Raw genomic sequence first — 26,492 nt, 5'->3', positions numbered from 1 at the left:
GGGGGGTCTCCTCTTCACACGACGGTGGGTCAGAACGCTTCGGCGAGGGCGTCGGCCTCGTCGACGAAGCCGGTGGCGGTGCCCTCGGGCATCGCCGAGCGGAGCAGCGGGTAGCCGACGAGGGCGACCACGAAGGACACCAGGAAGCCGAGGGTGACGATCTCCGCCTCCATCAGCCAGATGCCGACGACGGCGGCCGCGACCAGCGTGATGACGCCCGCCCAGTTCCACCGCTCGACCCGGTGGCTGCCGGCGACGCTGGCGCGCCGCACGACGTAGTAGTCGGCGATCATGACGCCGGCCATGGCCAGGGTCATCGCACCCAGGTAGGTCAGGTAGGTGTTGAACTCGTCGAGGATGCCGGCGGCGATCATCACCAGGGCGATGATGTTGCCGACCACGACCATGACGGCGCGGCCGGGCTTCTTGCCGAACAGGGAGTCGACGAGGTTCACCAGTGTCAGCGAGCCCGAGTAGGCGTTGATCGCCTGTGCCTTCGCCTGGGCGGCGTAGATCGTGATGAACCCGGCCCAGCCGGCGAAGATCACGAAGAACGCGCCGGTGTTGCCCATGACCAGGTCGCTGCCGGCACCGGCCGCCGCCTCGGGACTGAGACCGGCGTCGCGGGCCATCAGGTACTCGACCACCTCGGGCATGCCGCCGACCACGACGAGCGAGCCGAGGACGACCATGACGATGTTCTGCACCAGCGGGCCGGCGGCGGCGAGGACGGTCACGTCCTTGGGGGTACGGGCGTAGCGGGCGAAGTCGGCGGTGACCAGCGCGATCGTGCCGGCGGTCGCGCCCATCACCGACACGGCGGTCTCGAACTTCGTCCAGCCGCCGCCCGGCACCACGCCCTCGAACTCGAAGACCGCGGACATGCTCGCGCCGTCGACGACGTAGATCTGCACGATCATGTACGCCGTGACCAGCAGGGTCACCACGATCATCGCGGCACCCGCGCGGAGCGCGAGCTTGAGCCCGAAGATGGCCAGGCCGATCCACAGCAGGGTGAGGACGCCGTACACGCCGATCTTGGAGGCCCAGGTGTCGTCCCACTCGAACATCAGGAGCGTGCCCTCGTAGAGCAGGGCGGACTCGACGGCGAGGAAGCCGAGGATCATCACCGCGAACACGACCGAGCCGACGGCCGAGCCTCGCTGGCCGAAGCCGAAGAACCTCGAGGTCACCGTCCCGGACAGGCCGGTGCGGTAGGCCATGTCGCCCAGCAGCTTGCCGAGGGCGAAGCCGAACACCGCCACCGCGACGCCCGCGGCCAGTCCCCAGGCGAAGCCGGCCAGGGTCACGGTGAACCCGGCGATAGCGAAGATCACCAGCGCGGTCGCGACGCTGACCGGCGAGAGGGCGAGCTGGAAGCCGCTGCGGCGCTCCGCCGCCGGGACGCTGACGAGGGCGTGGTCCTCGGCGGCCGCGGCCAGCGAGGAGGTCACGGACCCGGGTGAGCGGGGTTGGTCGATCGATGTCATGGGCGTTCCTTCGGTGGGCACCTCAGCGGACGGCGACGGGGGTCGCGCCCGGATCGGGGACGGACGGTCTGAGAGGGGTGGTGACGCTGCGTGGGACGGGCGGGGAGGGTCAGCCGGCGCTGCAGCCGACGACCGCCATGGCCTCGATCTCGAGGACGATCTCAGGCTTGGCGAGGCTGGAGACCTCGACCAGGGTGCAGGCGGGGAAGTCGCCGCTGAAGAACTCTTCGCGGGCCTTCCAGACGGCGCGGTTGCGGGTGATGTCAGTGACGAAGATGGTCATCTTGACCACGTCGTCCATCACGCCGCCGGCGGCCTCCACCAGGTCCTTGATCTTGGTGAAGACCACCTGGGCCTGCTCGTACTCGCCGCCGACGACGGTCTCGCCGTCGTCGGCCCGGGCGGTCATGCCCGAGACGAGGACGAGGTCGCCGATCCGGTAGCAGTTCGACCACAGCTTGTCGGCGGGCTCGCGCACCGAGTCCGAGCGGACCCGCTGCTTCCTCTGGCCCTGGGTGCTGGCAACGGTGCTCATGGCGATGTTCATGACGGGTTCCTCACAGCTCGATCAGGTGGTCCCAGGCGGAGGTACCGCCCCAGTTCACGCACACCGACTGGCGGCGCATGAAGCCCTGCCAGGCGTCCGACCCGGCGGTGCGCCCGCCCCCGGTCTCCTTCTCCCCACCGAAGGCCGCCCCGACGTCGGCGCCGGTCGTCCCCATGTTGATCCGGACGATCCCGCAGTCGCTGCCGCGCGCCGACAGGAACGTCTCGATGTGAGTGAGGTTCGTGGAGTGCATGCCCGAGGCCAGGCCCTGCGCGACGTCGTTGTGGATCCGGATCGCCTCGTCAAGAGTCTCATAGGTCAGCACCGACACGATCGGCGCGAACGTCTCCTCCTGGGCGATCTCGAAGTCCGGCTTCACGCCGGTGACGATGGCCGGCTCGACGTACAGGCCCGGCCGGTCCAGGACCTGACCGCCGTAGACCACGGAGGCGCCCTGGGCGGTCGCCTGCTCCAGGACCCGCCGGTACTGGTCGACCGCGGCGGCGTCGATGAGCGGGCCGACGACGCTGTCGGGGTCGCGCGGGTCGCCGAGGGGGATCTGGTCGAAGGCCCGCTTCATCTTCTCCACCAGCGCGTCGACGATGTCGACGTGCGCGATGACCCGTCGCGTGCTGGTGCAGCGCTGCCCGGTGGTGCCGACGACGCCGAAGGTCAGTGCCTTGGCGGCGAGGTCCAGGTCGGCGGTCTCGTCGACGATGCAGCCGTTGTTGCCGGAGCACTCGAGCTGGTAGCGCCGGCCGAGGGTCGAGCCGACCACCGCGGCGACCCGCTTGCCGACACCGGTGGAGCCGGTGAAGGAGATCATGGCGACGCGCCGGTCGGCCACCATCAGCTCGGCGTCGGCGTCGTCCGCCGGCAGGTAGAGCGAGAAGACCCCGGGGTGACCCAGCTCCTCGGCGGCCCGGTTGACCAGCTGCTGCACGGCGATCGCGGTCAGCGGCACCTTCGGGCTGGGCTTCCAAATGACGGTGTTGCCGGCGATCGCGGAGAGGAAGCCGTTCTGAGCCCAGACGGCCGCGGGGAAGTTGTAGGCGCTGATGATCCCGACGACGCCCAGCGGCAGCCACTGGTCATACATCCGGTGGTCCACCCGCTGCGACTGCTGGGTGTGGCCGTAGAGCATCCGTGCCTGGCCCGCGGCAAGCACGGACATGTCCACCGACTCCTTGAGCTCGCCCTTGGCCTCCGCCACCGACTTGCCGGTGTCGAGGCAGACGATGGCCGCCAGTGCGTCCATGTTCTCCTCGATCAGCTGCCCGATCCGCCGCACCAGCTCCCCGCGCCGGGGCGCGGGGACGTCGCGCCACCGCTCCTGCGCGGCGGTCGCCGTGGCCAGGATCTCCTCGTAGTCCGCAGCCGTCGAGCTGGCGACCCGGGCGACGACCGTGCCGTCGGCGGGACACTCGGCGTTGATCAGGTCGCGGCCCTCGACCGGGCCCCAGCCGGTGCCGGCCGAGTAGGTCCCGGAGTGGACCCGCTGGAGGCCGAAGGCGGCGAGCGCCTCGGCGGTGTCGAACCTCTGGTCGGTCATGTCTGTGCTCCCGTTCGCGGCGGTCATGCCGGGTCCTTGGCGAGGAAGTCGCCGATGGTCTCGTCGGTGTGGTACTCGGGCTTCTCGTAGTAGTGCGGGCCGTCGTAGATCTCGACCAGCACGCTGCGCTCGTGCGCGAGGGTGGGGCCGTGCGGGTGGTCCTTCGGGTTCATGTAGAAGGACCCGGGCCGCAGCCGCTTGCCGGAGTCGGTGTACTCGTAGTCGCCCTCGAGGCAGTACATGAACTGGTTCGAGGCGTGGGTGTGCTTGGTGGGGATCCGGCCGCCCGGCTCGTACTCGAGCAGCGCGATGCTGGCCCCGGTCTCCTCGTTCTTGAACAGGAAGTACTGGCGGAAGCCGTACTCCGGGTAGTCGATCCACTGGTCCTCATCGAGCTCCGTGGCGTGGATCAGCACCTCGAGGGACTTCATGGTGGCCTGGTTGACGTCGGTCATGCGATCTCCTCTGGGGCGGGGCGGCCGGCGGCCACCCAGGCGTGAAACTCCGTCGTGCTCTCCGGGGTCGCCGGGAACAGGCCGAAGAGGGGTCGACCGGCCCCGATCTGCAGCTCGGCGAACTGCTCGTACTCGTGGGCGGCGTAGGCCGCCTCGGCGATCTCGACGACGAGGTGACGCGGGATCACCACGACCCCGTCGCCGTCCCCGACCACGATGTCGCCGGGGTAGACCGCGACGCCGGCGCAGCCGATCGGCTCGTCCAGCGCGACGGGGTGCAGCACGATCGGGGTCGCGGGCGTGGCGTTGCCGCTCTGGTAGCAGGGCAGGCCGGTCGCCGCGATCGCCGTGGTGTCGCGGTAGCCACCGTCGGTGATCACACCGGCGACCCCGCGCCGGCGCAGCCGGGCGGCCATCATGTCGCCCATGGACGAGGCGCGGGTGGAGCCGAAAGCGTCGATCACCAGCACCGAGCCGGGCGGCGCCTCCTCGATGGCGCGCCGGTGCAGGTTGGAGTCCTTGCCGTACTCCGCCATCGAGTCCAGGTCCTCACGGGCCGGGATGAACCTCAGTGTGTACGCCGGGCCGACGAGCTGCTCCTGACCGGGGGCCAGCGGGGCGACGCCGTGCATCACGACGTTGCGCAAGCCGCGCGCGTACAGCGCGTTGGCGACGTTCGCGGTGCCCACCTGGCGCAGCTGCTCGAGGGCCGCCTCCTCCTCGGGGCTCACTGGAAGAACTCCAGCGGCGGGCGGTTGCCCCACTGCGTCGTCTCGCTCGCGGTGCCGTTGAAGGTCGTGGGCCGGTGGCCGGCGTCCACGACGTCGCCGTCGGTGTAGTGCTCGATGCGGAACCCGTGCGGGTCCTTCCAGTAGTCGAAGACCTGGCTGCCGAGACGGTGCCGGCCGACACCGACGTCGAGCGAGAAGCCCTCCTGGAGCAGGTAGTCGTGCGCCGACATGACCGCGTCCAGGTCGAGGACCTCGAAGGCGCTGTGGTGCACGCCGACCCAGTCCGACTGGAGGACCAGCAGGAAGTGGTGGTCGACCAGCTGGTCGCCGAGGTCCAGCCGGAGGAACGTGCCGTACGGCGGCCCGTCCGTGCCCGGCGGGACCATGTAGTCCGAGGGCAGGAAGTTGAAGCGCTCGGTCAGCCAGGCCACGGTCGCGTCGTGGTCGCTCACGTGCAGCACGAAGTGTCCCAGCCGCGCGACGGTGCACGGGGCGGTGCTGATCCGGACCGGCTCGTGGACGCGCGGCTTCTCGATCAGGTTGTTGAACTTGAACGGCGCCCGGTCCGGGATCGGCTCGGCCGCCGCGCGACCCCAGATCGCCTTGATCTCGATCCCGTCCGGGGTGTGCATGACGACCTCGAGGCCGCCTCCCGGCTCGGTGGCCTCCCGGACCGGCGAGGAGCCCTCCATGGCGGCGAGCTCGTCGAGGTCCGCGCGGGTCGCCATCTCGACGGACGCCCCGACGAAGCGCTGCCGGGCCGCCTTGCGGCTGACATGGATGTGGTGCTGGGTCCCCGTGCCGCGCATGTAGAGGGTCTGCTCGTCGCTGCCCTCCGCCCGGGTCATCCCGAACGCGGTCAGGAACCTCTCCTGGAGCGCCAGGTCGGGGATCTCGTAGGTGACCTGGGCGCAGTCGACTGCGGTCGCCATGGCTGCCTCTCTCTCGGTCTCGGCCGTCAGCGGCCGAGGATGCTGACGTCGTCGGGCGAGACCATGTCCGTGACGGTCCAGCCGTCGAGGTCGTAGTCGTCCATCGCGGACTGTGCGAACTCGCGGCACTCCTCGAGCAGGCCGGTGCCCATCGCGGCGAAGAGGTTCGTCTGACGGGTGACGTCGTTGCTGCCGATGTAGTTGATCTCGTAGAGCTCGTGGCGGGCACCGAACTCGGTGCCGATGGAGTCCCACAGCATCTTCATGACCTTGACGCGCTCCTCCGCGGTGATGCCGTTGGTGCCGCGCAGGTAGGTCTGCAGGTAGCCGCTGATCTCGGGCGCCTTGAAGTCGCTGGCGTGGGAGTTGAGGTAGATGAGCCCGCTGGCGACGACCTGCTCGATGATGTTCTTGATCTTCGGCATCGCGAGCTGGTTCATCACCCGGTAGGCGCCGGCGAAGTGCGGGTCGGGGCGGACCATGCCGTTCTTCCACGGCACCCCGCTCTTGGCCATCGCGTCGGAGAGCGCCCAGAAGGTGTTGCGCCAGGCGATGACCTCGCCCAGCTGCGACTTCACGCCGTGGAACTCCCCGGCGCCGGTCACGTCGAGCGCCTTGGACAGCAGGCCGACCAGGAAGTCGAGCTTGACCGCGAAACGGGTGCAGCCGTGCAGCGAGGCTCGCTCGAGGTACCCCGAGTGGACGTTGTAGCGGTTGGCCTGCTCGAGGTCGTTGTGGATGAACACGTTCTCCCACGGCACGAAGACCTCGTCGAAGACCAGGATGGCGTCGTTCTCGTCCAGTCGGCTGGAGAGCGGGTAGTCGAACGGGCTGCCCAGCACGGCGGCGCGGTACTCGTTGGAGGTGCGGCAGATCAGCTTCACTCCGGGGGCGTTGGTGGGCGTGATGAACACCGGCGAGTACGCCGGGTCCTGGATCGCGACCTGACCGACGTGGCCGACGAACGTGTAGTGCGTGAGAGCCGAGCCGGTCGCGACCACCTTGGCGCCCGAGACGTAGATGCCCTCGGCGGTCTCGCGGGTGACCCGCATGAAGACGTCCTTGCCGGCCTCGGCGCCGTCGGCGCGGTCGACCGGAGGGTTCATGATCGCGTGGTTGATGTAGTACGTCCGCTCCTGCGCCTTGCGGTACCAGGCGAGGGCGTTCTCCTCGTAGCCGCGGTAGAAGTCGAAGTTGGCGCCGAGGGTGCCGAGGAAGCAGCCCTTGTAGTCCGGCGAGCGGCCCATCCAGCCCCAGGTGATCCGCTGCCACTCCGCGATCGCGTCGCGGGCGGCGACCTGCTCCTCGACGCTGTTCGCGGCGCGGAAGAAGCGGTGCGTGAAGCCGCCCCACTCCGTCGGCGTGGTGAGGATGTCCTTGCGGGCCGGGTCGTGCAGCGCGTCATACATGCGGGCGATCATGCGAGCGGAGTTACGGAACGCGGGGTGCTCCGCGACGTTCTCCACGCGCTCGCCATAGATCCAGACCTCGCGGCCGTCGTCAAGGCTGGCGAGGTACTCCTCGCCGGTGAAGGGGACGAGGTCGACGTCCTGCTCGGTCGTGTCGTCCTTGATCAGCAGCTCGCTCATGGGCTCGGCTCTCCAGGCTTGGTGGCAAAAGGTGAGCCAGGTCTCGGGACCGGCTCAAGGCGGATCCTGACAACGCGTCAACCACACAAGACAGGCCTCCCGGGGCCTTGACATCGAGCGGCTGTTGCGTGCCGCGACCCCGGGAACCGAGGTCCGACTCGCACTCACGGCCGGGCCTGTCAGGGCGCTGACCTGCGGCGATGCGGTCGGGGCTACCGCAAACCAGGGCCCGAGGCCCCGCCTTGGGGCGAGCCGAGCGATCGGTCGAAAAGGCGCCCGCATCGTGAGATACGGCCTGTCAGCGACAGGGTGGAGTCATTCCGATTCGTCGTCAGGGGTATTCGCGGTCGTATACGAGTCGACCTCCACGAGCCGCGAGCGGGCCACCTCGCGGCTGGCCTCGACCCACCGCGCCATCAGCGGTGTGACCTCGGCGCCGCGTCGCCACAGCAGCGAGACGCCCATGTCGGGGACCCAGTCGGGCGCCCAGAGCGCGGCCACGTCGGGGTTGGCCTTGGCCATTCGCTCGGTGACCAGCGCAACGCCCAGGCCGGCCGCGACGAAGCCCACCGCCGTCTGCGGGGTTGACACCTCGATGGTGTCGAACGTGGGGTCGTCGGCCAGCGCCGCCTCGATCGCCTCGGGGAAGCCGCTGAAGGCGGAGAGCCGGTACGGCACGACCCACCTCCCCCAGCCGCGTGCACCGTCGTGCCGCTCGCGCCGGCGGGCGGTCGGGACCGCGAGCTGCACCGGCATCCGTCCGAGCCGCTCGTAGTCGCAGAACTCGGTAACGAAGTCGGCGAACTGGTCGGGGCCGAACGGCACGCACGCGATGTCCAGCTCCCCGGTCCGCACACCCTGCAGCAGGGCGTCCGGCGCGGCATCGGTCAGGCTGACGTGCACGCCGGGGACGGCGTCGACGAACGCCCCCACGACCTCGGCGATCAGCTCGTTGACCACCATCGGCTCGACACCGACCCGAAGCTCGCCGATCGCCCCATCCCCCATCAGCGCGAGACGACGTACCAGCCGGTCGCGCTGGGCCAGCAGCTGACCGCCCTCGGCGAGCAGGTGCAGCCCGGCGGCGGTCGGGACCACGCCCTTGGCGGTGCGCTCGAGGAGCTGGACGCCCAACTCCTTCTCCAGCCGAGAGATCGCGGTGCTGAGCGGCGGCTGGGTGAGATGCAGCCGCTTGGCCGCCCGCGAGACCGAGCCGGCCTCGACGACCACCCGGAAGTACTCGAGCTGTCTGAACTCCATGACGTGCCTCCCGGGAACAGGCTAGGGCCCCCCGCTCGCGCCACCTGGGCGAGGAGTCCGAAGTCCCCCGGTGAGACCCTCGGAAAGACCTACCTGTGCGCCGGGTCCCCTAGCCGGCAGTCCCCGACTCGAGCACGAAGGCCAGCACGGAGACGGCCACGTAGTCGATCGCCGGCTCGGTCGCGGCGTACGCCCGAGCGTCGTCGCGGTAGCGCGCACCCTGGCCGTCGAAGGCCGCCCACCCGGAGCCCGCGGCGCATCGGCGGGCGTAAGCCCCCGGTCTGCCCAGGTCGCGGAACGCCGCCGCCTCTGCGGGGCCGTTCGAGACCGCGCCCAGCAGGGTCCCGTCCGAGCCGGGGCGGGCGGCCAGGATGTTGGCGATCTGGTGGTGGGGGCAGCGCGGGAAGGTGCTGCCGGCGCCGATGACCAGCGAGGTGCCCCAGGCGTTCGCCCCGAGCACCCAGTCGCGCAGGGAGCCGCCGAGCGCGGCGAAACTTCCGTCTCCCGTGAGCTCGCGGTAGCGCCGCTCGGTGACGGCGACCCCGAACGCGAAGTCGGCGCCCGGATCCTCGTCGCCGCCGAAGGCCAGCGGGTCGGCGTACCGCGTCCGGGCGATCCGCAGCTGGGCGGCCAGGTCCCCGGTCAGGTCCGCACGCGTCACCGCGAGCCGCAGGTCCGGGTGGGCGTCGAGCGCACGCACCAGGTCGGCGTGCGCGAGCGCGGACTGGTCGTCGCGGGCGAGGGTGTACCAGCCGTGCCGGGGGCTGCGCAGGTAGGCCCGCGCCCACTGGGCGGCCCGGCGCAGGTCGGCGCGCTGTCGGCCGAGCGGCACCTTCAGCGCCTGACCCGCCAGCGCGATCTCCACGGCCCCGAGCTCGAGGTCGTCGCGCCACTCGTCCTCCTCGTAGTAGGAGTGGGGCGAGGTGGTCAGCAGCCGACCCACCTGCCGCGTCTTGGCGCGGGCCAGGACGCCTCGCGCCTTCGCGAGGTAGGCGCGCGCGCGCTGCGGGTTGTCGGCGGCGAGGACCTGCGCCGCGAGCGCGAAGGCGGCCGCCGTGCGGCCGGCGAGGTTGGGGCTGATCCGCTGGTCGCGCGCGCCCGTCACGAACGCCGGCCGGTGCTTGAGCAGGTACGCCGGCGAGCCGGGTCCGACGCGCCGACGGTCGTCGGCCTGCGGCAGCCGCCAGACGTCGTGATCGCCGAGCAAGCCACGGCCCCCCTCGCCGATCCCCACCTGGTAGACGAGCGTGCGGGACCGCTCCAGCCAGACGCGGTCCAGCCATCGTGCGCCGTACAGCGCCTCGGCACGGAGCCCCGGCACCGGTCGGCTCGCGTCTCGGGTGGCGACCAGGAGCAGGGCGTCGGCGTAGCTGGCCGTCTCCACGAACTTCAGGTAGTCCCCCGCGTCGAACCAGCCGCCCTCGACGTTCACCCGGCGACCCGTCGCTCGCAGCTCCCCCGCCAGCCGCCCGCCCCGCAGGCGCGGCGGCTCGTAGGTGCGGGCGCGCCGGTCCGCCAGGTGGCTGGGGCGGCGAGCGAGGACACCGCGCACCTGCCGCGCCCCGTCGCGCTGCGCCTGGAAGAAGCGCACCCCGTTGACGGCCAGCGGCGCGTACAGCTGGCCGTCCTCGGCGACGGTGAACGTCGGCGACGTGCCGGTGGCGGCACCGCGGAGGTCCAGCCGGTAGCGACCGGGCTCGCGCACCGGCGGCGCCGCGACCCGGTAGACATGCGGCCAGCGGTCGCTCCAGCGCCCGGTGTCGGGGCCTACGGCACCGGAGGCGACGACGGTCCCCTCCTCGTCGACGACGGCGTACGTCGCCGTCGGCGCGGCCGTGCGCGTCATGGCATAGGCCACCACAGGCTCGCCCACGGCGTAGCCCACCTGGTTGACCCGGACCACCGCCGAGGCCGGCGCCGCGCTGGTCGCCCTCGGGATCGCCTGCGTCACCGCGGGCGTCACCAGCGTCACGATGAGGACCAGGAGGGGAAGGGCGCCGCGTCGGTTGAGCACGGGTCATGGAAGCACGGCCACCCCCGCCGCCCTGGCCGCGAGGGTTCCTGGCGTCATCGGGGCAGGCGTATCGTCGAGTGCGGTAGTGGGTCCGTCCCCGCCGGCGCCGGTGGACCCGAGTCTCGTGGAGCCGGACCAGCCCAGGGCGCCTCGGCGCTCGGGCGGGAGGGAGCCCCCGTGCCCACGACGCCACCTGCGGAGCCCGAGGACCACCGTCCCGGCCCGGAGCCACCGAAGCGGCAGTCGGTGTGGAGCGCCGGCACGAAGCGGGACGGCGCCCTGCCGCGGGGCCTGATCGTGCTGCTCGGGCTGGCGGCGGCCTTCCTCGTGATCTCCGGCATGCGCGCCTCGGCCGGCCTGATCGGCCCGGCCTTCCTCGCCCTGGTCCTCACCATCGCGGTGCATCCTCTGCGCGTGCGACTCGACCGTCACCTGTGGGGCTGGGTGGTCACGACGCTGTGCGTGCTGCTGGTCGCCGCCGTGGCGATCGGGCTGGCGGTGGCGATCGTGGTGGCCGGGGCCAAGTTCGCGACCCTGCTCCCGCAGTACAAGGACGACTTCAACGACGCGGCCTCGGACGCGATCCACCTCCTGGAGCGGGCCGGGGTCTCGACCGAGCAGATCCGGCACGTGCTGGACGGGCTTGACCTGGGCAGGCTCGTGGGCGTCGCCACCGAGGCCCTGTCCGACGTCTACGGACTGCTCTCCGGCCTCGTGTTCATGCTGGCGCTCGTACTGTTCATGACCGTCGACAGCCGGGCGTTCTCCGATCAGCTCACCACCGTGGCCCGGGGGCGGCCGGACCTGGTCGCGGCACTGCGCAGCTTCGCCCACGACACCCGGCGCTACCTCCTGGTCTCCACGGTCTTCGGCCTGATCGCCGCCGTCCTGGACACCATCGCCCTGGAGCTGCTGGACGTCCCGGCGCCGTTGCTGTGGGGGTTGTTGGCCTTCCTGACCAGCTACATCCCCCATATCGGGTTCCTCATCGGGCTGGTGCCGCCCGCCGTCCTGGCCCTGCTCGAGGGCGGACCGGGCCTCCTGCTGGCGGTGGTGGCGATCTACCTCGCGGTCAACTTCGTCATCGGCTCGGTGATCCACCCCCGGGTCGTCGGCAACTCGGTCGGCCTGACCTCCACCCTGACCTTCCTCTCCCTGATCTTCTGGGCGGGCGTGATCGGTCCCATCGGCGCCATCCTGGCCGTCCCGCTCTCGATCCTGGTCCGCTCGCTCCTCGTCGACGCCGACCCGGACAGCCGCTGGCTGTCCCCGCTGGTGGCGAACCGTGACCCCGGCTAGGCCACCTGGCCGGGTCACCCGCTGGGTCAGCCGGCTGGGGCAGGCCCCCGGAGGTGCTGCCGGCCCCGCCGGATGCGGCTCGCGCTCAGCCCACCACGCGCACCACCGTGCGGGTGGTGTCGGCCTTCACCCGCGTGTTGCCGGCGTACCGGATCACCAGTGTCTTCGGGCCAATCTTGCCGAGCCTGGCCAGGGTCAGCACGACCCGGCCGCTCGCCCCGACCCGGCCGCTGGCGACGACCCGGCCGGCCGAGCGCACCACGACCCTGCCCGCCACCGGGGCGCGCGCGGCGACCCGGATGGTCAGACGTGCCCGGGTGCTCGGCGTGATCCGGTCGGGCGACACCTTCAGGACCGCGACGTTCGAGGCGACCTTCGACGCGGCCGCGACCCTGACGGTGACCGGCCTCGAGGAGGCGCCGGCGGTCAGGTCGTCGCCGGAGTACGTCGCCACGACCGGCACCGAACCGGCCCGTGCGAACGGGCCGACCCGACCGGTGCCTCTACCGTCGGCGCCCAGGGTGATGGTGCCGACCTTGGCGCCACCGGCCGTGAGCGAGACGGTGCCCGAGGGCTTCAGCCCGAAGTCGTTGGTCGCGGTGACCGAGACCGTGGCCGTGGCCCGCTCGCCCTGCCTGACGCTGGTCGGCGCCACGCTCAGCCGGACGGTCGGCGCGGCCGCCTCGGGCGACCACTCGGGGTCGGCGACCCACTTGCGGTAGCGCCGGTCGGTGGCATCGGTGGGGTCGTAGCTCCGCTCGACGTTGCCGGCCGCGTCGACGGCGTACCAGTAGACGGGACTGCCCTTCGCGACGCTGAGCCGCCTGCCGCCCTCACGGTCGCCGGCGGACTCCCACCGGGTGGCGTTCGTCCGGGTCGGCACAGTGCCGTCGAGCGTGTAGTAGATCTCCACCGCCTCGCTGGAGGTGAACTCGAAGTCCACCCGCGCGGGGTCGGAGGTCTCCAGGAACTCGATCCCGGTCGTCGGCGACTGGACATCGAGGTCCTGACCGCGCGCCACCTGGAGCAGCGCGACCAGGCCGTTGGCGTACTCCATCGCCTCCTGGTGCGCTCCCGGGCCGGTCGGCGTGAGCGCCTCGAACGGGGGCTGGAAGGTGCGGCCCACCTCGAAGTTCCAGCCGTACAGCCCGTACTTGTACCAGGCGAGGTCGCCGGAGTTGCCGGCCGCGGAGTACAGCACGTCGATGATCGGCCCGGTCCGGGCCGGGGTCACCGACATCCCGCGCTCGCGCTTGATCGCGGTGAGGATCTGGTTGGACGCCTGCCAGAAGTACGCCTCCTCGCCGACGCTCGGCCGGGGGGCGGTCACGCGTCCCTCGGCCTTGTAGGCGCCCGGCGCCCACATGAAGTAGTCGCCCGAGGAGTGCATGTTCATGGAGTAGCGCATGTTCGGACGGGCCATCATCCAGTCGACGTTGCGCGCCTCCGGCTCGGACAGCTCTGCGGGGCCCGCGTAGGTGTCGCTGGTGCAGTTCGTCGTGGACGCGCCGGAGTAGCCGTCGTGCGCGCTGTACTCAGTGAAGTTGCGGTTCAGGTCGACCCCCCAGCTGTTGCGCGCGGTGGCGTCGTACGCCCCGCCCTGGGCGCAGTGCCTGGTCAGGTTGCGCCGCTGCGAGGCGAAGTCGAAGAACGAGTAGTGCCCGCCGTCGGGGTTGATCGACGGCGCGATCCAGATCTCCAGGTTGTCGACCAGCTCCCGGGTGGGCGCGTGGGTCGCATAGTTGCGCAGCAGCCGCTCCGCGGCCTCGAGGGTCACCAGCGGGGGCACCCACTCCCGCGCGTGCTCCTGCGCATAGGCCAGGACGCCCGGCTTGGTGCCGTTGCGGGTCTTGCCGATCTTGAGCGCGTAGACCGGGTGCGGGTCGCGCGAGACCCAGGCCGGGGCGTTGAGGTTGTCGCTCAGCGTGATGACCGGCGTCGCCCGCACCACGCCGGCGCCGGTCTCGCCCCGGTAGGGGTAGGCGTCGACCAGCGCGGCAGCGGACGGGTCGGCCAGCAGCGCCGCGACGACCTCGGCGGCCGTGCTGACGATCGCGCCGGTGGCATCCGTCGCCACGCTCACCCTGATGCTGGTGCCGGTCACGGTCACGGTCAGTGGCGCGCTCGGCGCCCCGGGGTCGATGATCTGGGCGGCGATGTCGTTGCCGCCCTCGTGGCCCCAGGCCCGGGACTCGACGCCCAGCCGCGCGTCGTTCGGGACCGCCGGGGCGGGCACGAGCCGGGCCGTCACCGTGGCGCCGCCGTTGCGGATGCGGGTGGCGTCCATCAGCGAGATCCCGACGGTCGGCAGCGTCACCGCGGCCCCGCCGGCGGTCGGGGTGGTGGTGCCGCTGGGCGCGCTCGGCAGCCCGGTGGTGGCGTTGACGAGCGCCACCGCGACCGCGCCGGCGTTCTGCGCGTTGTGGACCTTGTCGGCCAGGCTGCACTCGCCGCGGTCGATGACCGCGATGGCCCCGGCGGGCAGACCGGTGATCGGACCACACCCCATGCTCGGCGTGGCCAGGGGCCAGGCCGGGTTGGGCGCCGAGGTCACGCGTCGCACGGCGACCGGTCCCGGCGTCGTCGATGCCGTCGGCGCCAGGGTGGCCCACGCGCCGGAGGAGGCGGCGGCGTACGGGAGATCGAGGGTCCTGCCGTTGATGTTGGCCGTGAGGCGGTTGGTCGCCTCCAGGAGCGCCTGCGCCTTGCGCCGGTAGCCGCCCGACGCGTTCGGCAGGGTGACGACCTCCGCCAGGCCCGGGTAGGTCTTGGCGAGCTGCTGCACCCGCGCGTAGAGCTCGGTCGGGACCAGGTACTTGGTGATGAAGTCCTCCTGGTAGCCGGCACCCTTGAACGGGTCCTGCTCGGTGCCGGTGGGCAGCCAGTCGTTGACCCGGGCGATGGCGACGTCGCCGCTCGGGCTGGTGATCTGGACGCGGTCGGGCCGGACCGGCTCCCCGCGGACGTCGACGTCCACGTTGGTCGCGCCGAGGTGGTAGAGGTAGACGCCGGCGTCGACGAAGGGCGAGATCGTCTGGGTGCCGCCGGAGCCCATCGGCGTGCCCGGCCCACTGTCGCGCCGGACGACCAGGGGGGTGGTGGCCGTGGCGGCGTCGATCCACTTCGCCTCCACCGAGAGGACCCCGGTCCCGAAGCTCGTGTAGTAGTCGGCGCGGATGATCCGCACGTCGGAGGAGTCCGCCGGCGTCGAGCCCGGAAGCAGGCGTAGGCCGCTGGACTTGCCGCGCTGCACGGCGGCGTTGGCCGCACGCTGCGCCGCGATGATGTCCGCGCGCCCGGCCAGGGCCGCGGCGGAGTCGTCGGCGGTGAAGAGGACCTCGCCGATCTCGTAGCCGGCGGCCTTCAGGGACTCGATCTCGCTGTCGGTGACCACGGCGCGCACGGTCAGGCCGTCCTGCTCCTGCTCGACTCCGTGCTCGAGGTCGACACCGGTCGCGACCAGTCGGTCCAGCTCGGCGGTGTCGTCGAGGAGCACCTCGACGACCATGGGCTCTTCGTCGGCTAGCCGCTCGAGGGCGACGGTGGGGGCCGAGGGTGCAGCCGTGACGCTTGGCGTGCCCGCGAACGCGAGCGTGACGGTCACGAGCGCCACGGGTGTGGACAGTGCGAGGGCACGGGCCCAGCGGCGCCGTCGGGTGAATGCAGACATCGGGCTGACTCCTTCCGAGAGGACGCTGCGCGGGCACGTCACGTGCCGACGATCCATCGGTCCGTGCGGGGGGCTGCTAGCCAGCGAGAGTCCGGGTGAGAAACACGAAACAACGTGGGCTGACACGCGTCAACGTTTTCCTGAGATCTGGGTCCCGGGCGCGGCTGAAACCGCCACCAGCCGCCAGGGCCAGGTGTGGGCCTTCGCCAAGGACGGCGCGGCTCGAGATCTGTCCGGAGGACTTCTTGCGCCGCTACCGTGGGCCCGGACGACTCGAGGCGGTCCTGCCCCGGGCCGCTTCCCTCGTTGCGGGGGTGGCTTCGGGTGCGGAGCGGTCGGGTGGCGAGCGACTCGCACGGCTGGATCTCCCAGCGGGAAACAGTTCACACGTTGACGAAGTGCCGTAGCCAGGACCTGAAGGACGAGAAGCCGAGGAGGCAGACCGCACATGGGACTCTTCAAGCGCAACGTGCCCCGTGACACCGCCGAGCTGTACCGGGCGTTGACGTACGGCACCGTCGATGATCTCAACCGGGTCTACGAGCCGGCGTGGGTGAACTACGCCTACGCGTCCGGGACTCCGCTGACCTTGGCGCTGAGCAACCCTGACACCTCCCAGCGGGTCGCCATCGCGAACCGTCTTCTCGACGACGGCGCCGATGTGCGCGAAGGGCAGCCGCTGCACCTCCTGCTCGGCCGCAACGAGCATGACTTCACGGGCGAGGCCAAGCTGCTGGAGCGCATGCTGGACGCCGGTGCGGATGTCAACGAGGTCGTGGCGAAGTTCGGCACCCCGCTGGAGACCATCGCGGCGAAGCTGAAGTTCAGCGATGCCATCCTCACCCCGTACTACGACGTGCTGCTGGCCCGTCCTGACCTCGACCTGCTGCGCCCGAGCCTGCGCGGCGACACCGTGCTGGTGAACCTGCGGAAGATGGTAGGCAGACGTGATGAGCTGGTCGTGCGCGCCGAACAGGCCCTCACCGACCGCGGCATTCCGGTACCGCCGCCTGCGCAGTAGTCCGCCATGCCCCACCCACCCACCGAGGCCCTCACCGGACCTTCGGGCCCCCCAGTCCCGATCGAGTTCACTCCCAAGGCCGGCGCCTGTCTTGGTGACGAAGAACGTGCTCACCGAGGCGCTCTCCGGCCGACGGCGCCTCCGCGACCTGGCCGACGACCAAGCCTCCTCCAAGCTCATCGCCGACGGCGTGGACGACTACCGCCAGTCCTGGCGTCGATGACCCCGGAAGAGCGCGCGGAGATGGTCGAGAACGCACACCGCAGGGCGGGCGCGGGGGGTGGTGAGGCGCTCGGAGAGATTCCAGAGGCGACCGGCGCAGGCGTAGCGTCTCCGCGACCTGCGGCGGCTGTCTCGATCACCACCGCCTCAGGCGCGCGCCAGCCCCTGACCCTCGAGGCGGTGGAGGTCCGACAGCCGGCGGCGCAGCACCATGTGCACGACGACCAGCGCGGAGGTCAGCGCCGCGTAAACGCACCACAGCGACGCGAAAGCCTGGACGTAGATGATGGCGACGACCGTGAGCCCGACGAGGTTGAGAAGTCCGAAGACGACGATCGAGGGGTAGCCCGACAGCACCGACGGGCCGATCACCGCCACGATGTACAGCACGGCCCACATCGGCCCGTACGTCAGGTTGACGTCATAGATCAGTGCGTGCGGCTCCTCCCTGACGAGGAACGGGCCGTCGAGAACTGCCCAGAGCAGGTACGCCCCGACCACTGCGCCGAGCACCACGAACGGCGCCACCCGCCGGCGCCGTCCCCGAGGCTCGAGCAGCAGCACGGCGAGCGGCACCAGGACTGGGAGGACCGGGAAGGCGAAGAGGACGTAGATCACCGCGGCGGCGTGCTGGACACCGGCCGAGACGTAGTCCGACGCGCCGCGCCAGACGAGGGCCTCGGTCAGCTGGTGGAGCGCGAAGAGCAGCGGCAGCGACGCGAACGGCAGCTCCCGCGCCGTGCGCACCTCGCGCAGGCAGATCGCAGCGACGGGGAGCAGGGCCGCCCCGGCAGTCAGATCGGCGCTCATGGAGAAGCACACGCTCCACCGGTACCCCGGCCCGAGGGACGAAACGTATGAGCGGGCCGGAAACTTGCGCCTGGATCGACCTGCTCGTCTGCCCGGCTCGGCGCGTCAGGCCGGTTCGACGCGCGCCTTCCCGCCTGCCGGGGTCGTCATCAGGTAGCGGGCCCGATGGTCTCCCCGGTCGACGGGTCGATGATGAGGACGGTGCGGGTGAGGAGACGTCCTCAGTGCGGGTGTGCCCGTCGCTTCGGCGCCCGCCCGCCTACCCGCCGGTAACTGGTGGATCGCACGCACCAGGTGAAGGGGAATCTGCAGTTACCGCGGCCGCCATCGCCACCTCCCCCTTGCAGTCGACACCTGTGCCGGAGCGCCGCAGACGCCAGTTCCGCTCGGACCGGGCAGGGGACTCTGTCCTGGGATGTCGACCGGGCCGATACCCTGTGGCGGCGGGTGCGCGGGCGACGCTGGAAACTACATCGTGATTGTCCAGGTGTTTCTCCGGACGGAACCCCAGCCCCCCGGGCCCCTAGCTCAATTGGCAGAGCAGGAGACTTTTAATCTCTTGGTTGTGGGTTCGAGTCCCACGGGGCCTACCGACCCTGCCCCTTCCCTCCGCACATCTTGCCGCCGACGCGCTACCCTTTAGTCGACTGAGTCACTGGACAAAATCGGGTATCCAGGTCGGATGAAGGAGGGGGTCATGTCCCTCGACCGGACGCCACGGCAGGCCGAGCCCGCCGGTACCGCCGATGACGCGGACTGGCCCGCGTTGCTCGGGCTGGCCTGCTTCGCCACGTTGACCCTGATGGCGCTCACCGAGCACTTCCGCGAGCTGCCCGCGGCCGTCGCAGCGTACGGCGCGGCGTGGCGAGTCGCTCGCTGGTGAGACGACGTACGCCTCTGACCGGCGTACTCCGCGGGCGTTCCTAGCCCTCGACCCCGACCCTCAGGCGGCCGAGGAGCGCCGGTGCGCGACCTCCTGCCGCACGAGCGGGAGCAGGTGGCGGCCGTAGTCAATGGCGTCGTCGAGCGGGTCGTAGCCGCGGATGAGGATCGTGTCGACGCCGATCTCGACGTAGTCCAGGATCGCGGCGGCGACGGTCTCGGGACTGCCGACGAGGGCGGTGGTGTTGCCGCCGGCGCCGGCCGCGGTGGCGGTGGGGGTCCACAGCGCGCGGTCATGCAGGTCGCCCTTCGCGGCCGCGGCGAGCAGCCGCCGCGAGCCCTCGTTCTGCGGGACGTCGTCGGTCGTCCTCGTGGCCGTCTCCAGCAGGGCCCTGGCCGGACCGTGCTGGATCCGGTGCGGGACCTCGTGCGCCCGCTCCCAGGCCAGCTCATCGGTCGGGGCGAGGATCGGGCGGAAGGAGACGCTGATGCGGGGCGCCTCGCGCCCGGCCTCGGCCGCGGCGGCCCGCACCGACGCGACCTGCTCGGCGGTCTCGGCGAGCGGCTCGCCCCAGAGCATGAAGGTGTCGGCGTGGCGGGCGCCGACGCGGTACGCCGCCGCGGAGGAGCCGCCGAAGAACAGCGGCAGGTGCCGCTCGCCGTAGGGCAGCACGCCGGCGGCGTACCCCTCGTGCCGGTAGTGGGCGCCCTCGAAGTCGAAGGGGTCGGTCGAGGTCCACGCCCGGCGCAGGATCTGCAGGTACTCGTCGGTGCGGTCGTAGCGCTCGTCGTGGCCGAGGTAGTCGCCGTCACGACGTTGCTCGACGTCGCTGCCGCCGGTGATGACGTGGACGGCGACCCGGCCCTTCGAGAAGTGGTCCATGGTCGCGAACGTCCGCGCGGCGAGCGTGGGCGCGACGAAGCCGGGGCGGTGCGCGACCAGGAGGCCGAGGCGCTCGGTGTGCGCAGCGACGTGGGCGGCGACCTGGGTGCCCTCGGGCCAGCTCGACCCGTAGCCGATGAGGATGCGGTCGAAGCCGCCGTCCTCGTGGGCGCGGGCGAAGCGCCGGGTGTAGTCCGCGTCGATCGCCGGCCCCGAGCCCGGGCGGCTCTCGGACTGGTCGCGGGTGCCGATCATGCCGAGCAGCTCGACCGGCCGCTCGTACGGCGCAGGTGCGGTGCGGGTGTCGGGTGCGGTGGTGGTCATGGGGGTCCGATCTGTCGTGGAGGGAGTCGGCACGCCCCTGGGTGCACAAGGGCGTGCCGACGAAGAGGGGTCAGGCAGAAGCCGCCACCGGCGTACGCCGGGAGGCGCCCTCGCGAACCAGGTCGATCACCGTGCGGTAGGCGATGGCGTCGGCCAGCGGCTCGAAGCCGCGGATCAGCAGGGTGCTGACGCCGAGGTCGACGTAGTCCAGCAGCGCGTCCGCGACCTGCTCGTGGCTGCCGACGAGGGCCGTGGAGTTGCCGGCTGCGCCGGTGACCTTGGCGACCGAGGTCCACAGCCGCTTGTCGTGCACGTCGCCCTTGGCGGCAGCGTCGAGGAGCCGCTTGGAGCCCTCCTGCTGCTGGTGGTCGAGGTTCTTGAAGCCGGGCTGCGGGCCGCCGGCGCGCTCCTTGGCCCGCTCGAGGATCTCCTCGGCCTTGGCCCACGCCTGCTCCTCGGTGTCGGCCACGATCGGGCGCAGGCTCACGCTGAACCGCGTCCGACGGCCGTACGGCGCCGCCGCGGCGCGCACCTCACGGATCCGCTCCGCGATGCCCGCCAGCGGCTCGCCCCAGAACGCGTAGACGTCCGCGTGCTTGCCCCCCACCCGCACGGCGTCGCCCGAGGCGCCGCCGAAGTAGACCGGGATCGGCTGCGCCGGCCGGACCGAGGACCAGCCCTGCGCCACCCGGTAGAAGTCGCCCTCGTGGTCGAAGGGGGTCTCGGACTCCCACTCCTTGCGAACTACCGTCAGGAAGTCGTCGGTGCGCGCGTAGCGCGTCGGCTTGTCGGAGAAGTCACCGTCGCGGGCCTGGTCCGCGTCGTCGCCGCCGGTGATGACGTGCATCGCGATGCGACCGGGGTGGAAGGCGTCGAGCGTCGCGTAGGACCGCGCCGCCAGCGTCGGGGCGAGGAAGCCGGGGCGGTGCGCGAGCAGCACCGCGAGGCGCTCGGTCGCGGTGAGCACCTGGTCGGCGATCACGAACCCGTCGGGGCTCGCGGACGAGTGCGCGACCAGCACCTTGTCGAAGCCCGACTCCTCGTGCGCGGTCGCGACGGCGCGCAGGTAGGCCGGGTCGACGACGGGGCCGTCGGCGGTGCCGCCGGACTCGCTGTACTCCTTGGTCGAGGCGAAGCCGATGAACTCGATCGTCATGTGACGGGAACCTTTCCGAGGGCGGGGTTGGTGGTCGTGAGCTGGGCACGCCAGGTGTCGGCCACGTGGCAGGCCGCCGTACGGCGCGCGGTGCCGGCCACCGGAGCCAGCGCGGGCTGCTCGTGGCAGGCGTCGTGGGCGAAGGCGCAGCGGGCGGCGAAGACGCACGCGCCCGGCGACCAGTCGCGGCCGACGTCGCCCACGGGGTGCCGCAGCTGGTCGGGCCGCAGCCGGTCCTCGTGCTGGACGCTGGGCGCCGACGCGGCGAGCAGCGCGGTGTAGGGGTGCGCGGCCCGCTCCAGCACCTCGCCGATGGGGCCCTGCTCGACGAGCCGGCCGCGGTAGAACACCGCGACCCGGTCGGCGATCCCGGCCAGCGAGGACAGGTCGTGGGCGATGATCACGACGGCCAGGCCGAGCTCCTCACGGAGCCGGTCGAGCAGGCGCAGCACCAGGTTGCGGTTGGACACGTCGAGCGCACTGACCGGCTCGTCACAGAACAGCAGCCGCGGCCGGGTGACGATCGCGCGGGCCAGGGAGACCCGCTGCCGCTGGCCGCCCGAGAGCTGGCGCGGGTAGCGATCGCGGAAGGTCGGCTCCAGTCCCACCAGGTCCAGGGCCTCGTCGACGCGCCGGCGGCGCTCGGCCCGGTCGGTGCCGACGATCTCGAGCGGCTCCCCCACGACCTGCGCCACCGTCAGGTCGCCGTCGAGCGAGCGGAGAGGATCCTGGAACGCCAGCTGCACCTGCCCGGTACGCCGGAAGTCGCGCAGCTCCCGCCCCCGCAGCCCGCCGAGCTCGGCGCCGGCGAAGTCGATGGAGCCGGCCGCCGGCTGCACGAGCCCGACCGTGGCGCGAGCCAGCGTGGTCTTGCCGGAGCCGGTCTCCCCGACGATGCCGACGATCTCGCCCGCGTGGATCTCCAGGTCGACCCCCGAGAGCGCGGCGCCGGTGCCGAGGGAGCCCCGGCGGCGCGGCGGCGCGTAGGTGACCGTGAGGTCGCGCACGGACAGCAGCGGAGCGGCCGAGGCGTCGAGAGCGGCGGTCATGCCGCACCCCCGGCGTGCGCGCCGGCGAGCTCGTCCAAGCGTACGCAGCGGGCGGCCCGCCCGGAGCCGCGCTCGCGCAGCGCGACCGGCCCGGCCGTGCACACCGCCGCGGCGTCCGCGCAGCGCGGCGCGAAGCGGCAGCCTGGCATCTGCTCGCCCGCCTCGGGCGGGGAACCCGGGATGACGTCCAGCCGCCGGCGGCTCCAGTCGCCGATCGAGGCGACGCTGAGCAGGGCCCGCGTGTAGGGGTGCTGCGGGTCGGCGAGCACCTCCTCGGTGCGGCCGCTCTCGACGATCTCGCCGCCGTACATCACCAGGATCCGGTCGCACGTCTCCGCGACGACCGCGAGGTCGTGCGTCACCAGCAGCAGCGACAGGTCGTGGTCGCGGCGCAGCCGCGAGAGCAGCTGCAGGATCTCGGCCTGGATCACCACGTCGAGCGCGGTGGTCGCCTCGTCGGCGATGAGCAGGTCCGGCTCCAGCGCCACCGCGATCGCGATCAGGACGCGCTGCAGCATGCCGCCCGAGAGCTCGTGCGGGTACTGGTGGAAGACCTGCTCGGGCCGGTGCAGCCCCACCTCGGTGAAGAGCTCGACGCTGCGGACGTGCGCCTCCCGGCGCTTGAGACGGCGCTTGACGCGCAGCTGCTCGGCGAGCTGGTGGCCGACGGTCAGCGAGGGGTTGAGGTACGACGCGGGGTCCTGGAAGACCGCGGCGAGCCGCAGCCCGCGCAGCCGGTCCCAGCCGCGGCGGCGCACGGTCGTCAGCTCGACCTGGTCGGCCCCGTCGCCCAGGCGGATGCTCCCCTCGGCGACGTCGCAGCCGGCCGGCAGCAGCCCGAGGACCGAGCGGCAGGTCAGCGTCTTGCCGCTGCCGGACTCCCCCACGAGGCCGACGGACTCGCCGCGGGCGATCTGGAAGGACACGCCGCGGACGGCCGCGCGGCGTTCCTGGCCGACGGTGACGCCGAGATCGTCGACGCGCAGGGTGGGCTCAGGCAGCGGGGACACGGACATCGCCGTCCTCCTTCAGCTCGGTCGAGGCGGGATCGTCGAGGGCCACGGGCTGGGCTGCGACGGAGGAGCCGACGGCGAGGCCGGTGCCGACCGGGGCCGGCCGGCGCCAGGTGCGGCGTACGGCGTCGGGCGTGGCCTCGCGGATGATGTCGGCGAGCAGGTTGAGCGCACCGACGGTGAGCATGATCATCACGCCGGGGTACAGCGGCGCCCAGGGCTGCTGGGCGAGGTAGGCCAGGTCACTGGCCAGCATCCCGCCCCAGGTCGGGGCGGGCGGGGTGACGCCCAGGCCGAGGAAGGTCAGCGAGGCCATCACCAGCAGCGCGGCGCCGACGGCTTGGGCCGTGGTGACCGCGATCGTCGGCAGCACCTTCGACCAGATGTGCTTGCGCAGGACCCACCACTGGGAGGCACCCATGAGCTCGGCGGCCTCGACGTACTGCTGCTGGCGCAGGCCGAGGGTGACGGCACGGGTGATCCGGAAGTAGAGGGGCGACATCAGGATGCCGATCGCGATCATCGACTGGTGCAGGCCGTTGCCCAGGGTGCCGACGACGGCGATGGCGAAGACCGTGAACGGGATGACCATGAGCGTGTCGGTGACCCGCAGCGAGAACCACTCGAACCGCGGGCCGAGCCAGGCCGACGCCAGGCCGGGCAGGATGCCGATGAGGGCGGCGGTGCCGACGGCCTCGAGCGCGCCGGCCACCGAGACCCGGGTGCCCGCCATGAGCCGGCTGAGCACGTCGCGGCCGAGGTAGTCGGTGCCGAGCCAGTGCTCGGCGCTGGGGCCCAGCAGCATCTGCGACGGCTCCTGCGCCAGTGGGTCGTACGGCGCGAGCCAGCCGCCGGCGACCACGAGCACGGCCACGCCCAGGAGGACCAGGATCGAGACCTTGGCGGCGGGGACCCGCCACACCCTGCGCAATGTGTCCATCACTTGCCTCCGGCGGGTCGGGCGGCCCGGCGGGCCAGTGGGTTGAGCGCGGTCTGGAGCAGGTTGACGACCGTGCTGGCGATGAGCACCACGACCACGGTCACCATCAGCGTCCCGAGGATCACCGGGACGTCGCCCTGCTCGGCAGACTGCAGTGCGAGCTGCGCGATGCCGGGCAGGTTGAAGAGCTTCTCGGCGATGACGGCGCCGCCGATGATCGTCGGCACGGCGAAGCCGAGGACGGCGAGCGCCGGGCCGGAGGCGTTGCGCAACACGTGCCCGAAGAGCACGCGGCGTCGCGAGAAGCCTCGCATCTCGGCGCCGGTCGCGTAGTTCTCGCGCAGCGCGCCGACCAGCGAGGTCCGCAGCTGGCGGGCCAGCGACCCGGCGGCATCGACGCTCAGTGCGAGCGCCGGCAGGATCGCGAACCGCAGCCATTGCGCCGGGTCCTGGCTGATCGGCACGTAGCCGCCGGAGGGCAGCCACTCGAGGTTGACCGAGAAGATCACGATCAGGCCGATGCCGATCACGAACGGCGGCATCGTCGCGAGCACCGAGCAGACGACGGTGACGCAGCGGTCGACGACCCCGCCGTTGCTCAGGGCCGCGGCGATGCCGGCGCCGCCGCCGAGCAGCACCGCGATCAGGAGCGCCAGTCCCGCGATCGACAGGTCAACGGGCAGGGCGGCGGCGATGCTGTCGGTCACCGGCACGGTGGTGAACCACGAGACGCCGAGATCGCCCTGCAGCAGGTGCCCCAGCCAGGTGAGGTACTGCTGCCACAGCGGCTGGTCGAGGCCAAACTCCGCCTTCATGCGGGCGATGTCCTGCGGCGTGGCCGTCTCGCCGAGCACCGCGGCGGCTGGGTTGGCCCCCGACATGGCGCCGAGCGCGAAGGTCAGCACGGACGACAGCAGGAACACCGTGACCGCGACGAGCAGCATCCTGGCGACGGGTGTCGCGACCCCCACCGCCCGGCTGACGCGGGTGGGGGCCATGGCTGCGTGGCCCGAGACGTCCCCCGTTGCGACCGGGGCGGTGAGGGTCGCGGTGCTCACTGGACCCTCACGCCGTTCCACTCGACGAGGGCCGGACTCTCGGGCACCGCGGAGACCGAGGTGTTGCGGACGAGGACGCGCGGCACCGTGTAGAGGAACGTGTTGGGCATCGTCTCGACCGCGACCTTGACGGCCTCCTGCAGCAGCTCGGCGTACTTCGGGTCGTCGAGCGGGGTGGCGATGACCTTCTCGATCGCCGCCCGGACCGACGGGTCGTACTGGCGGCCGGGGTTCATCAGGCCGGTGTCGCTGAACAGCACCTGGAAGGCCTGTGCCGGCGACTCGCGCCCGGCGAAGCCGTCGACGGCCAGCGCCTTGGAGTGGTTGATGTAGACCTGCTGGGTGAACTGAGCGACCGGGATCGTCTCGATCTCGGGGTCGAAGCCGACCTCCTCGAGCTGCGACTGCAGCAGCTCGGGCACGCCCTCCGGGTTGGACGCCGAGATCGTGAGCGGGATCGGCTCGGTGTAGCCGGCGTCCCTCAGGATGCCCTTCGCCTTGTCGGGGTCGAAGGCGAAGACGTCCTTGAGCTCCTCGTTGTAGCCGACGTGGCCCGGCGGGAACGGCTGGTAGTTGACCTCGCCGACTCCGAACTGGCCCGCGTCGACGAGCTCCTGGCGGTCCACCGCGTAGTGCAGGGCCTCGACCACCGCGGGGTCGTCGAACGGCTTCTTCGTGACGTTGACGTCCAGGGTGGCGACGTACAGGGACGGGATCTCCTGCACGTCGAGCCCGGCGGCCTCGGCGGCCTGGACCTGGCTGCCCGGCAGCAGGCCGACGTTGTACTGGCCGGACTGGACCGAGGCCACGACGGTGGCCGCGTCGGCGGCCGGGTACAGCTCGAAGTTGGCGACCAAGATCTCGTCGGCCTGGAAGTACTTCGGGTTGCGGGTCAGCTTGGCGTTGGCGTTCTGCGTGTAGCTGTCCAGGGTGAAGGGGCCCGAGCCGGCCGGCTTGGTGGCCAGCGACTCGACGTCGTCGGCGATGGCCTTGGGGTTGACGAGCATCCCGGTCTTGCCGGCCAGCAGGTTCGGATACTGGTAGTTCGGGCCGTCCAGCGTGAGCGTGAAGGTCAGCTCGTCGTCGACGGTCACGTCGACCAGGTCGGCGAGCTGAGGGGCGATCAGGGAGTTGTCGGCGTCGCGACCCCGCTCGAGGTTGACCTTGACGGCCTCGGCGTCGATCGGCGCGCCGTCACTGAAGGTCAGGCCGTCCTGGAGCGTGAACGTCACCTGGGTGCCGTCACCGTTGTACTCCCACTTCTCGACGAGGTGCGGGATCGCGTTGCCCTTCTCGTCGATGTGGGTCAGCGAGGAGTACGTCAGCGCGAGCATCTGGACGTCCGAGCCGGCCGAGGAGGTGACCGGGTCCCACGTCGTGGGCAGCTGCCAGGCCCACTTGACGACGCCGGCACCGCCCCCCGAGCCGCCGGGCGTCGACGCGTCCGCGCCGCACGCCGCCATCGAGACGGCCAGTGTGAGGCCGAGGCCGGCGCTTAGGAGGGCGCGGCGGTCGAGGGCGGGGAGCCGGCGGCCGTGAGGGGAACGAGTGAGTCTGCTCATCGAGGTGAGCCTTTCCGGGTGAGGAGCGGGAGC

General features: G+C 71.7%; 22 protein-coding genes and 1 tRNA gene. 5 read left to right on the top strand and 18 right to left on the bottom strand.

Features of this window, described 5'->3' with window-relative positions:
- Window positions 1–29: 29 nt before the first annotated feature.
- From LRP67_RS06330 to LRP67_RS06290, 9 genes are all read right to left on the bottom strand, one after another.
- The gene (locus tag LRP67_RS06330) at window positions 30–1,490 is read right to left on the bottom strand and encodes a cytosine permease (protein WP_231269343.1); all 1,461 of its coding nucleotides are present in this window, start codon (window positions 1,488–1,490) and stop codon (window positions 30–32) included.
- 109 nt (window positions 1,491–1,599) lie between these two features.
- Window positions 1,600–2,037, bottom strand: a complete 438-nt coding sequence (locus tag LRP67_RS06325; RefSeq protein WP_231269342.1) for a RidA family protein — start codon at window positions 2,035–2,037, stop codon at window positions 1,600–1,602.
- A 10-nt stretch (window positions 2,038–2,047) separates the two neighbouring features.
- On the bottom strand, window positions 2,048–3,589 hold the full coding sequence (locus tag LRP67_RS06320; protein WP_231269341.1) for an aldehyde dehydrogenase family protein: 1,542 nt from the start codon (window positions 3,587–3,589) through the stop codon (window positions 2,048–2,050).
- A gap of 23 nt (window positions 3,590–3,612) precedes the next feature.
- Window positions 3,613–4,044, bottom strand: a complete 432-nt coding sequence (locus LRP67_RS06315; RefSeq protein WP_231269340.1) for a cupin domain-containing protein — start codon at window positions 4,042–4,044, stop codon at window positions 3,613–3,615.
- Entirely contained in the window at window positions 4,041–4,775 is a 735-nt protein-coding gene (locus LRP67_RS06310; RefSeq protein WP_231269339.1) for a ribonuclease activity regulator RraA, read from the bottom strand. Before LRP67_RS06310 ends, LRP67_RS06315 begins: the two co-directional genes overlap by 4 nt.
- The gene (locus tag LRP67_RS06305; RefSeq protein ID WP_231269338.1) at window positions 4,772–5,707 is read right to left on the bottom strand and encodes a VOC family protein; all 936 of its coding nucleotides are present in this window, start codon (window positions 5,705–5,707) and stop codon (window positions 4,772–4,774) included. Before LRP67_RS06305 ends, LRP67_RS06310 begins: the two co-directional genes overlap by 4 nt.
- Window positions 5,708–5,733: 26 nt before the next feature.
- Window positions 5,734–7,296 carry a 4-hydroxyphenylacetate 3-hydroxylase family protein gene (locus LRP67_RS06300; RefSeq protein WP_231269337.1) on the bottom strand — a complete coding sequence of 521 codons (1,563 nt, stop codon included), beginning with the start codon at window positions 7,294–7,296 and terminating at the stop codon, window positions 5,734–5,736.
- 315 nt (window positions 7,297–7,611) lie between these two features.
- Window positions 7,612–8,556, bottom strand: coding sequence for a LysR family transcriptional regulator (locus tag LRP67_RS06295; RefSeq protein ID WP_231269336.1), 945 nt, complete (start codon window positions 8,554–8,556; stop codon window positions 7,612–7,614).
- Window positions 8,557–8,665: 109 nt separating this feature from the next.
- Window positions 8,666–10,570, bottom strand: a complete 1,905-nt coding sequence (locus LRP67_RS06290) for a glycoside hydrolase family 9 protein (RefSeq protein WP_231269335.1) — start codon at window positions 10,568–10,570, stop codon at window positions 8,666–8,668.
- A 177-nt stretch (window positions 10,571–10,747) separates the two neighbouring features.
- Here LRP67_RS06290 and LRP67_RS06285 point away from each other — a divergent pair, with 177 nt between their 5' ends.
- Window positions 10,748–11,869 carry an AI-2E family transporter gene (locus LRP67_RS06285; RefSeq protein WP_231269334.1) on the top strand — a complete coding sequence of 374 codons (1,122 nt, stop codon included), beginning with the start codon at window positions 10,748–10,750 and terminating at the stop codon, window positions 11,867–11,869.
- 85 nt (window positions 11,870–11,954) lie between these two features.
- Here LRP67_RS06285 and LRP67_RS21330 read toward each other — a convergent pair whose 3' ends face one another.
- On the bottom strand, window positions 11,955–15,539 hold the full coding sequence (locus tag LRP67_RS21330; protein ID WP_269211199.1) for a M14 family zinc carboxypeptidase: 3,585 nt from the start codon (window positions 15,537–15,539) through the stop codon (window positions 11,955–11,957).
- A gap of 469 nt (window positions 15,540–16,008) precedes the next feature.
- Here LRP67_RS21330 and LRP67_RS06275 point away from each other — a divergent pair, with 469 nt between their 5' ends.
- On the top strand, window positions 16,009–16,560 hold the full coding sequence (locus tag LRP67_RS06275; protein ID WP_231269333.1) for a hypothetical protein: 552 nt from the start codon (window positions 16,009–16,011) through the stop codon (window positions 16,558–16,560).
- A 94-nt stretch (window positions 16,561–16,654) separates the two neighbouring features.
- Window positions 16,655–16,783: a hypothetical protein gene (locus LRP67_RS21325; protein WP_269211198.1), complete on the top strand. Its 129-nt coding sequence runs from the start codon at window positions 16,655–16,657 to the stop codon at window positions 16,781–16,783.
- Window positions 16,784–16,929: 146 nt separating this feature from the next.
- Here the strand turns inward: LRP67_RS21325 and LRP67_RS06270 are convergent, their stop codons facing one another.
- Window positions 16,930–17,592 (bottom strand): DUF6629 family protein, encoded by a 663-nt coding sequence (locus tag LRP67_RS06270; RefSeq protein WP_231269332.1) that lies wholly within the window; start codon window positions 17,590–17,592, stop codon window positions 16,930–16,932.
- A gap of 517 nt (window positions 17,593–18,109) precedes the next feature.
- Here LRP67_RS06270 and LRP67_RS06265 point away from each other — a divergent pair.
- Both LRP67_RS06265 and LRP67_RS06260 read left to right on the top strand, forming a co-directional pair.
- Window positions 18,110–18,182 (top strand) — tRNA-Lys (locus tag LRP67_RS06265).
- A gap of 107 nt (window positions 18,183–18,289) precedes the next feature.
- A complete protein-coding gene (locus LRP67_RS06260; protein ID WP_231269331.1) occupies window positions 18,290–18,475 on the top strand; it encodes a hypothetical protein in 186 nt (61 codons plus the stop codon).
- A 60-nt stretch (window positions 18,476–18,535) separates the two neighbouring features.
- Here the strand turns inward: LRP67_RS06260 and LRP67_RS06255 are convergent, their stop codons facing one another.
- The 7 genes from LRP67_RS06255 to LRP67_RS06225 all read right to left on the bottom strand — a co-directional run bounded on the left by LRP67_RS06255 (window position 18,536) and on the right by LRP67_RS06225 (window position 26,459).
- Entirely contained in the window at window positions 18,536–19,681 is a 1,146-nt protein-coding gene (locus tag LRP67_RS06255; RefSeq protein WP_231269330.1) for an LLM class flavin-dependent oxidoreductase, read from the bottom strand.
- A 70-nt stretch (window positions 19,682–19,751) separates the two neighbouring features.
- Entirely contained in the window at window positions 19,752–20,837 is a 1,086-nt protein-coding gene (locus tag LRP67_RS06250; RefSeq protein WP_231269329.1) for an LLM class flavin-dependent oxidoreductase, read from the bottom strand.
- A complete protein-coding gene (locus LRP67_RS06245; RefSeq protein WP_231269328.1) occupies window positions 20,834–21,886 on the bottom strand; it encodes an ABC transporter ATP-binding protein in 1,053 nt (350 codons plus the stop codon). Before LRP67_RS06245 ends, LRP67_RS06250 begins: the two co-directional genes overlap by 4 nt.
- Window positions 21,883–22,902 (bottom strand): ABC transporter ATP-binding protein, encoded by a 1,020-nt coding sequence (locus LRP67_RS06240; RefSeq protein WP_231269327.1) that lies wholly within the window; start codon window positions 22,900–22,902, stop codon window positions 21,883–21,885. The genes LRP67_RS06245 and LRP67_RS06240 overlap by 4 nt, the downstream gene beginning before the upstream one ends.
- Window positions 22,880–23,839 carry an ABC transporter permease gene (locus LRP67_RS06235; protein WP_374107397.1) on the bottom strand — a complete coding sequence of 320 codons (960 nt, stop codon included), beginning with the start codon at window positions 23,837–23,839 and terminating at the stop codon, window positions 22,880–22,882. Before LRP67_RS06235 ends, LRP67_RS06240 begins: the two co-directional genes overlap by 23 nt.
- Window positions 23,839–24,897, bottom strand: coding sequence for an ABC transporter permease (locus LRP67_RS06230; protein WP_231269325.1), 1,059 nt, complete (start codon window positions 24,895–24,897; stop codon window positions 23,839–23,841). The genes LRP67_RS06235 and LRP67_RS06230 overlap by 1 nt, the downstream gene beginning before the upstream one ends.
- Window positions 24,894–26,459, bottom strand: coding sequence for an ABC transporter substrate-binding protein (locus tag LRP67_RS06225; RefSeq protein WP_231269324.1), 1,566 nt, complete (start codon window positions 26,457–26,459; stop codon window positions 24,894–24,896). The genes LRP67_RS06230 and LRP67_RS06225 overlap by 4 nt, the downstream gene beginning before the upstream one ends.
- Between the last annotated feature and the right edge of the window lie 33 nt (window positions 26,460–26,492).

Origin of the sequence: Nocardioides sp. cx-169, from assembly GCF_021083605.1 — a bacterium.
GTDB lineage: Bacteria > Actinomycetota > Actinomycetes > Propionibacteriales > Nocardioidaceae > Nocardioides.
Note: the sequence above shows the minus strand (reverse complement) of the source record. Positions and strands in the feature narration are given on the sequence as shown.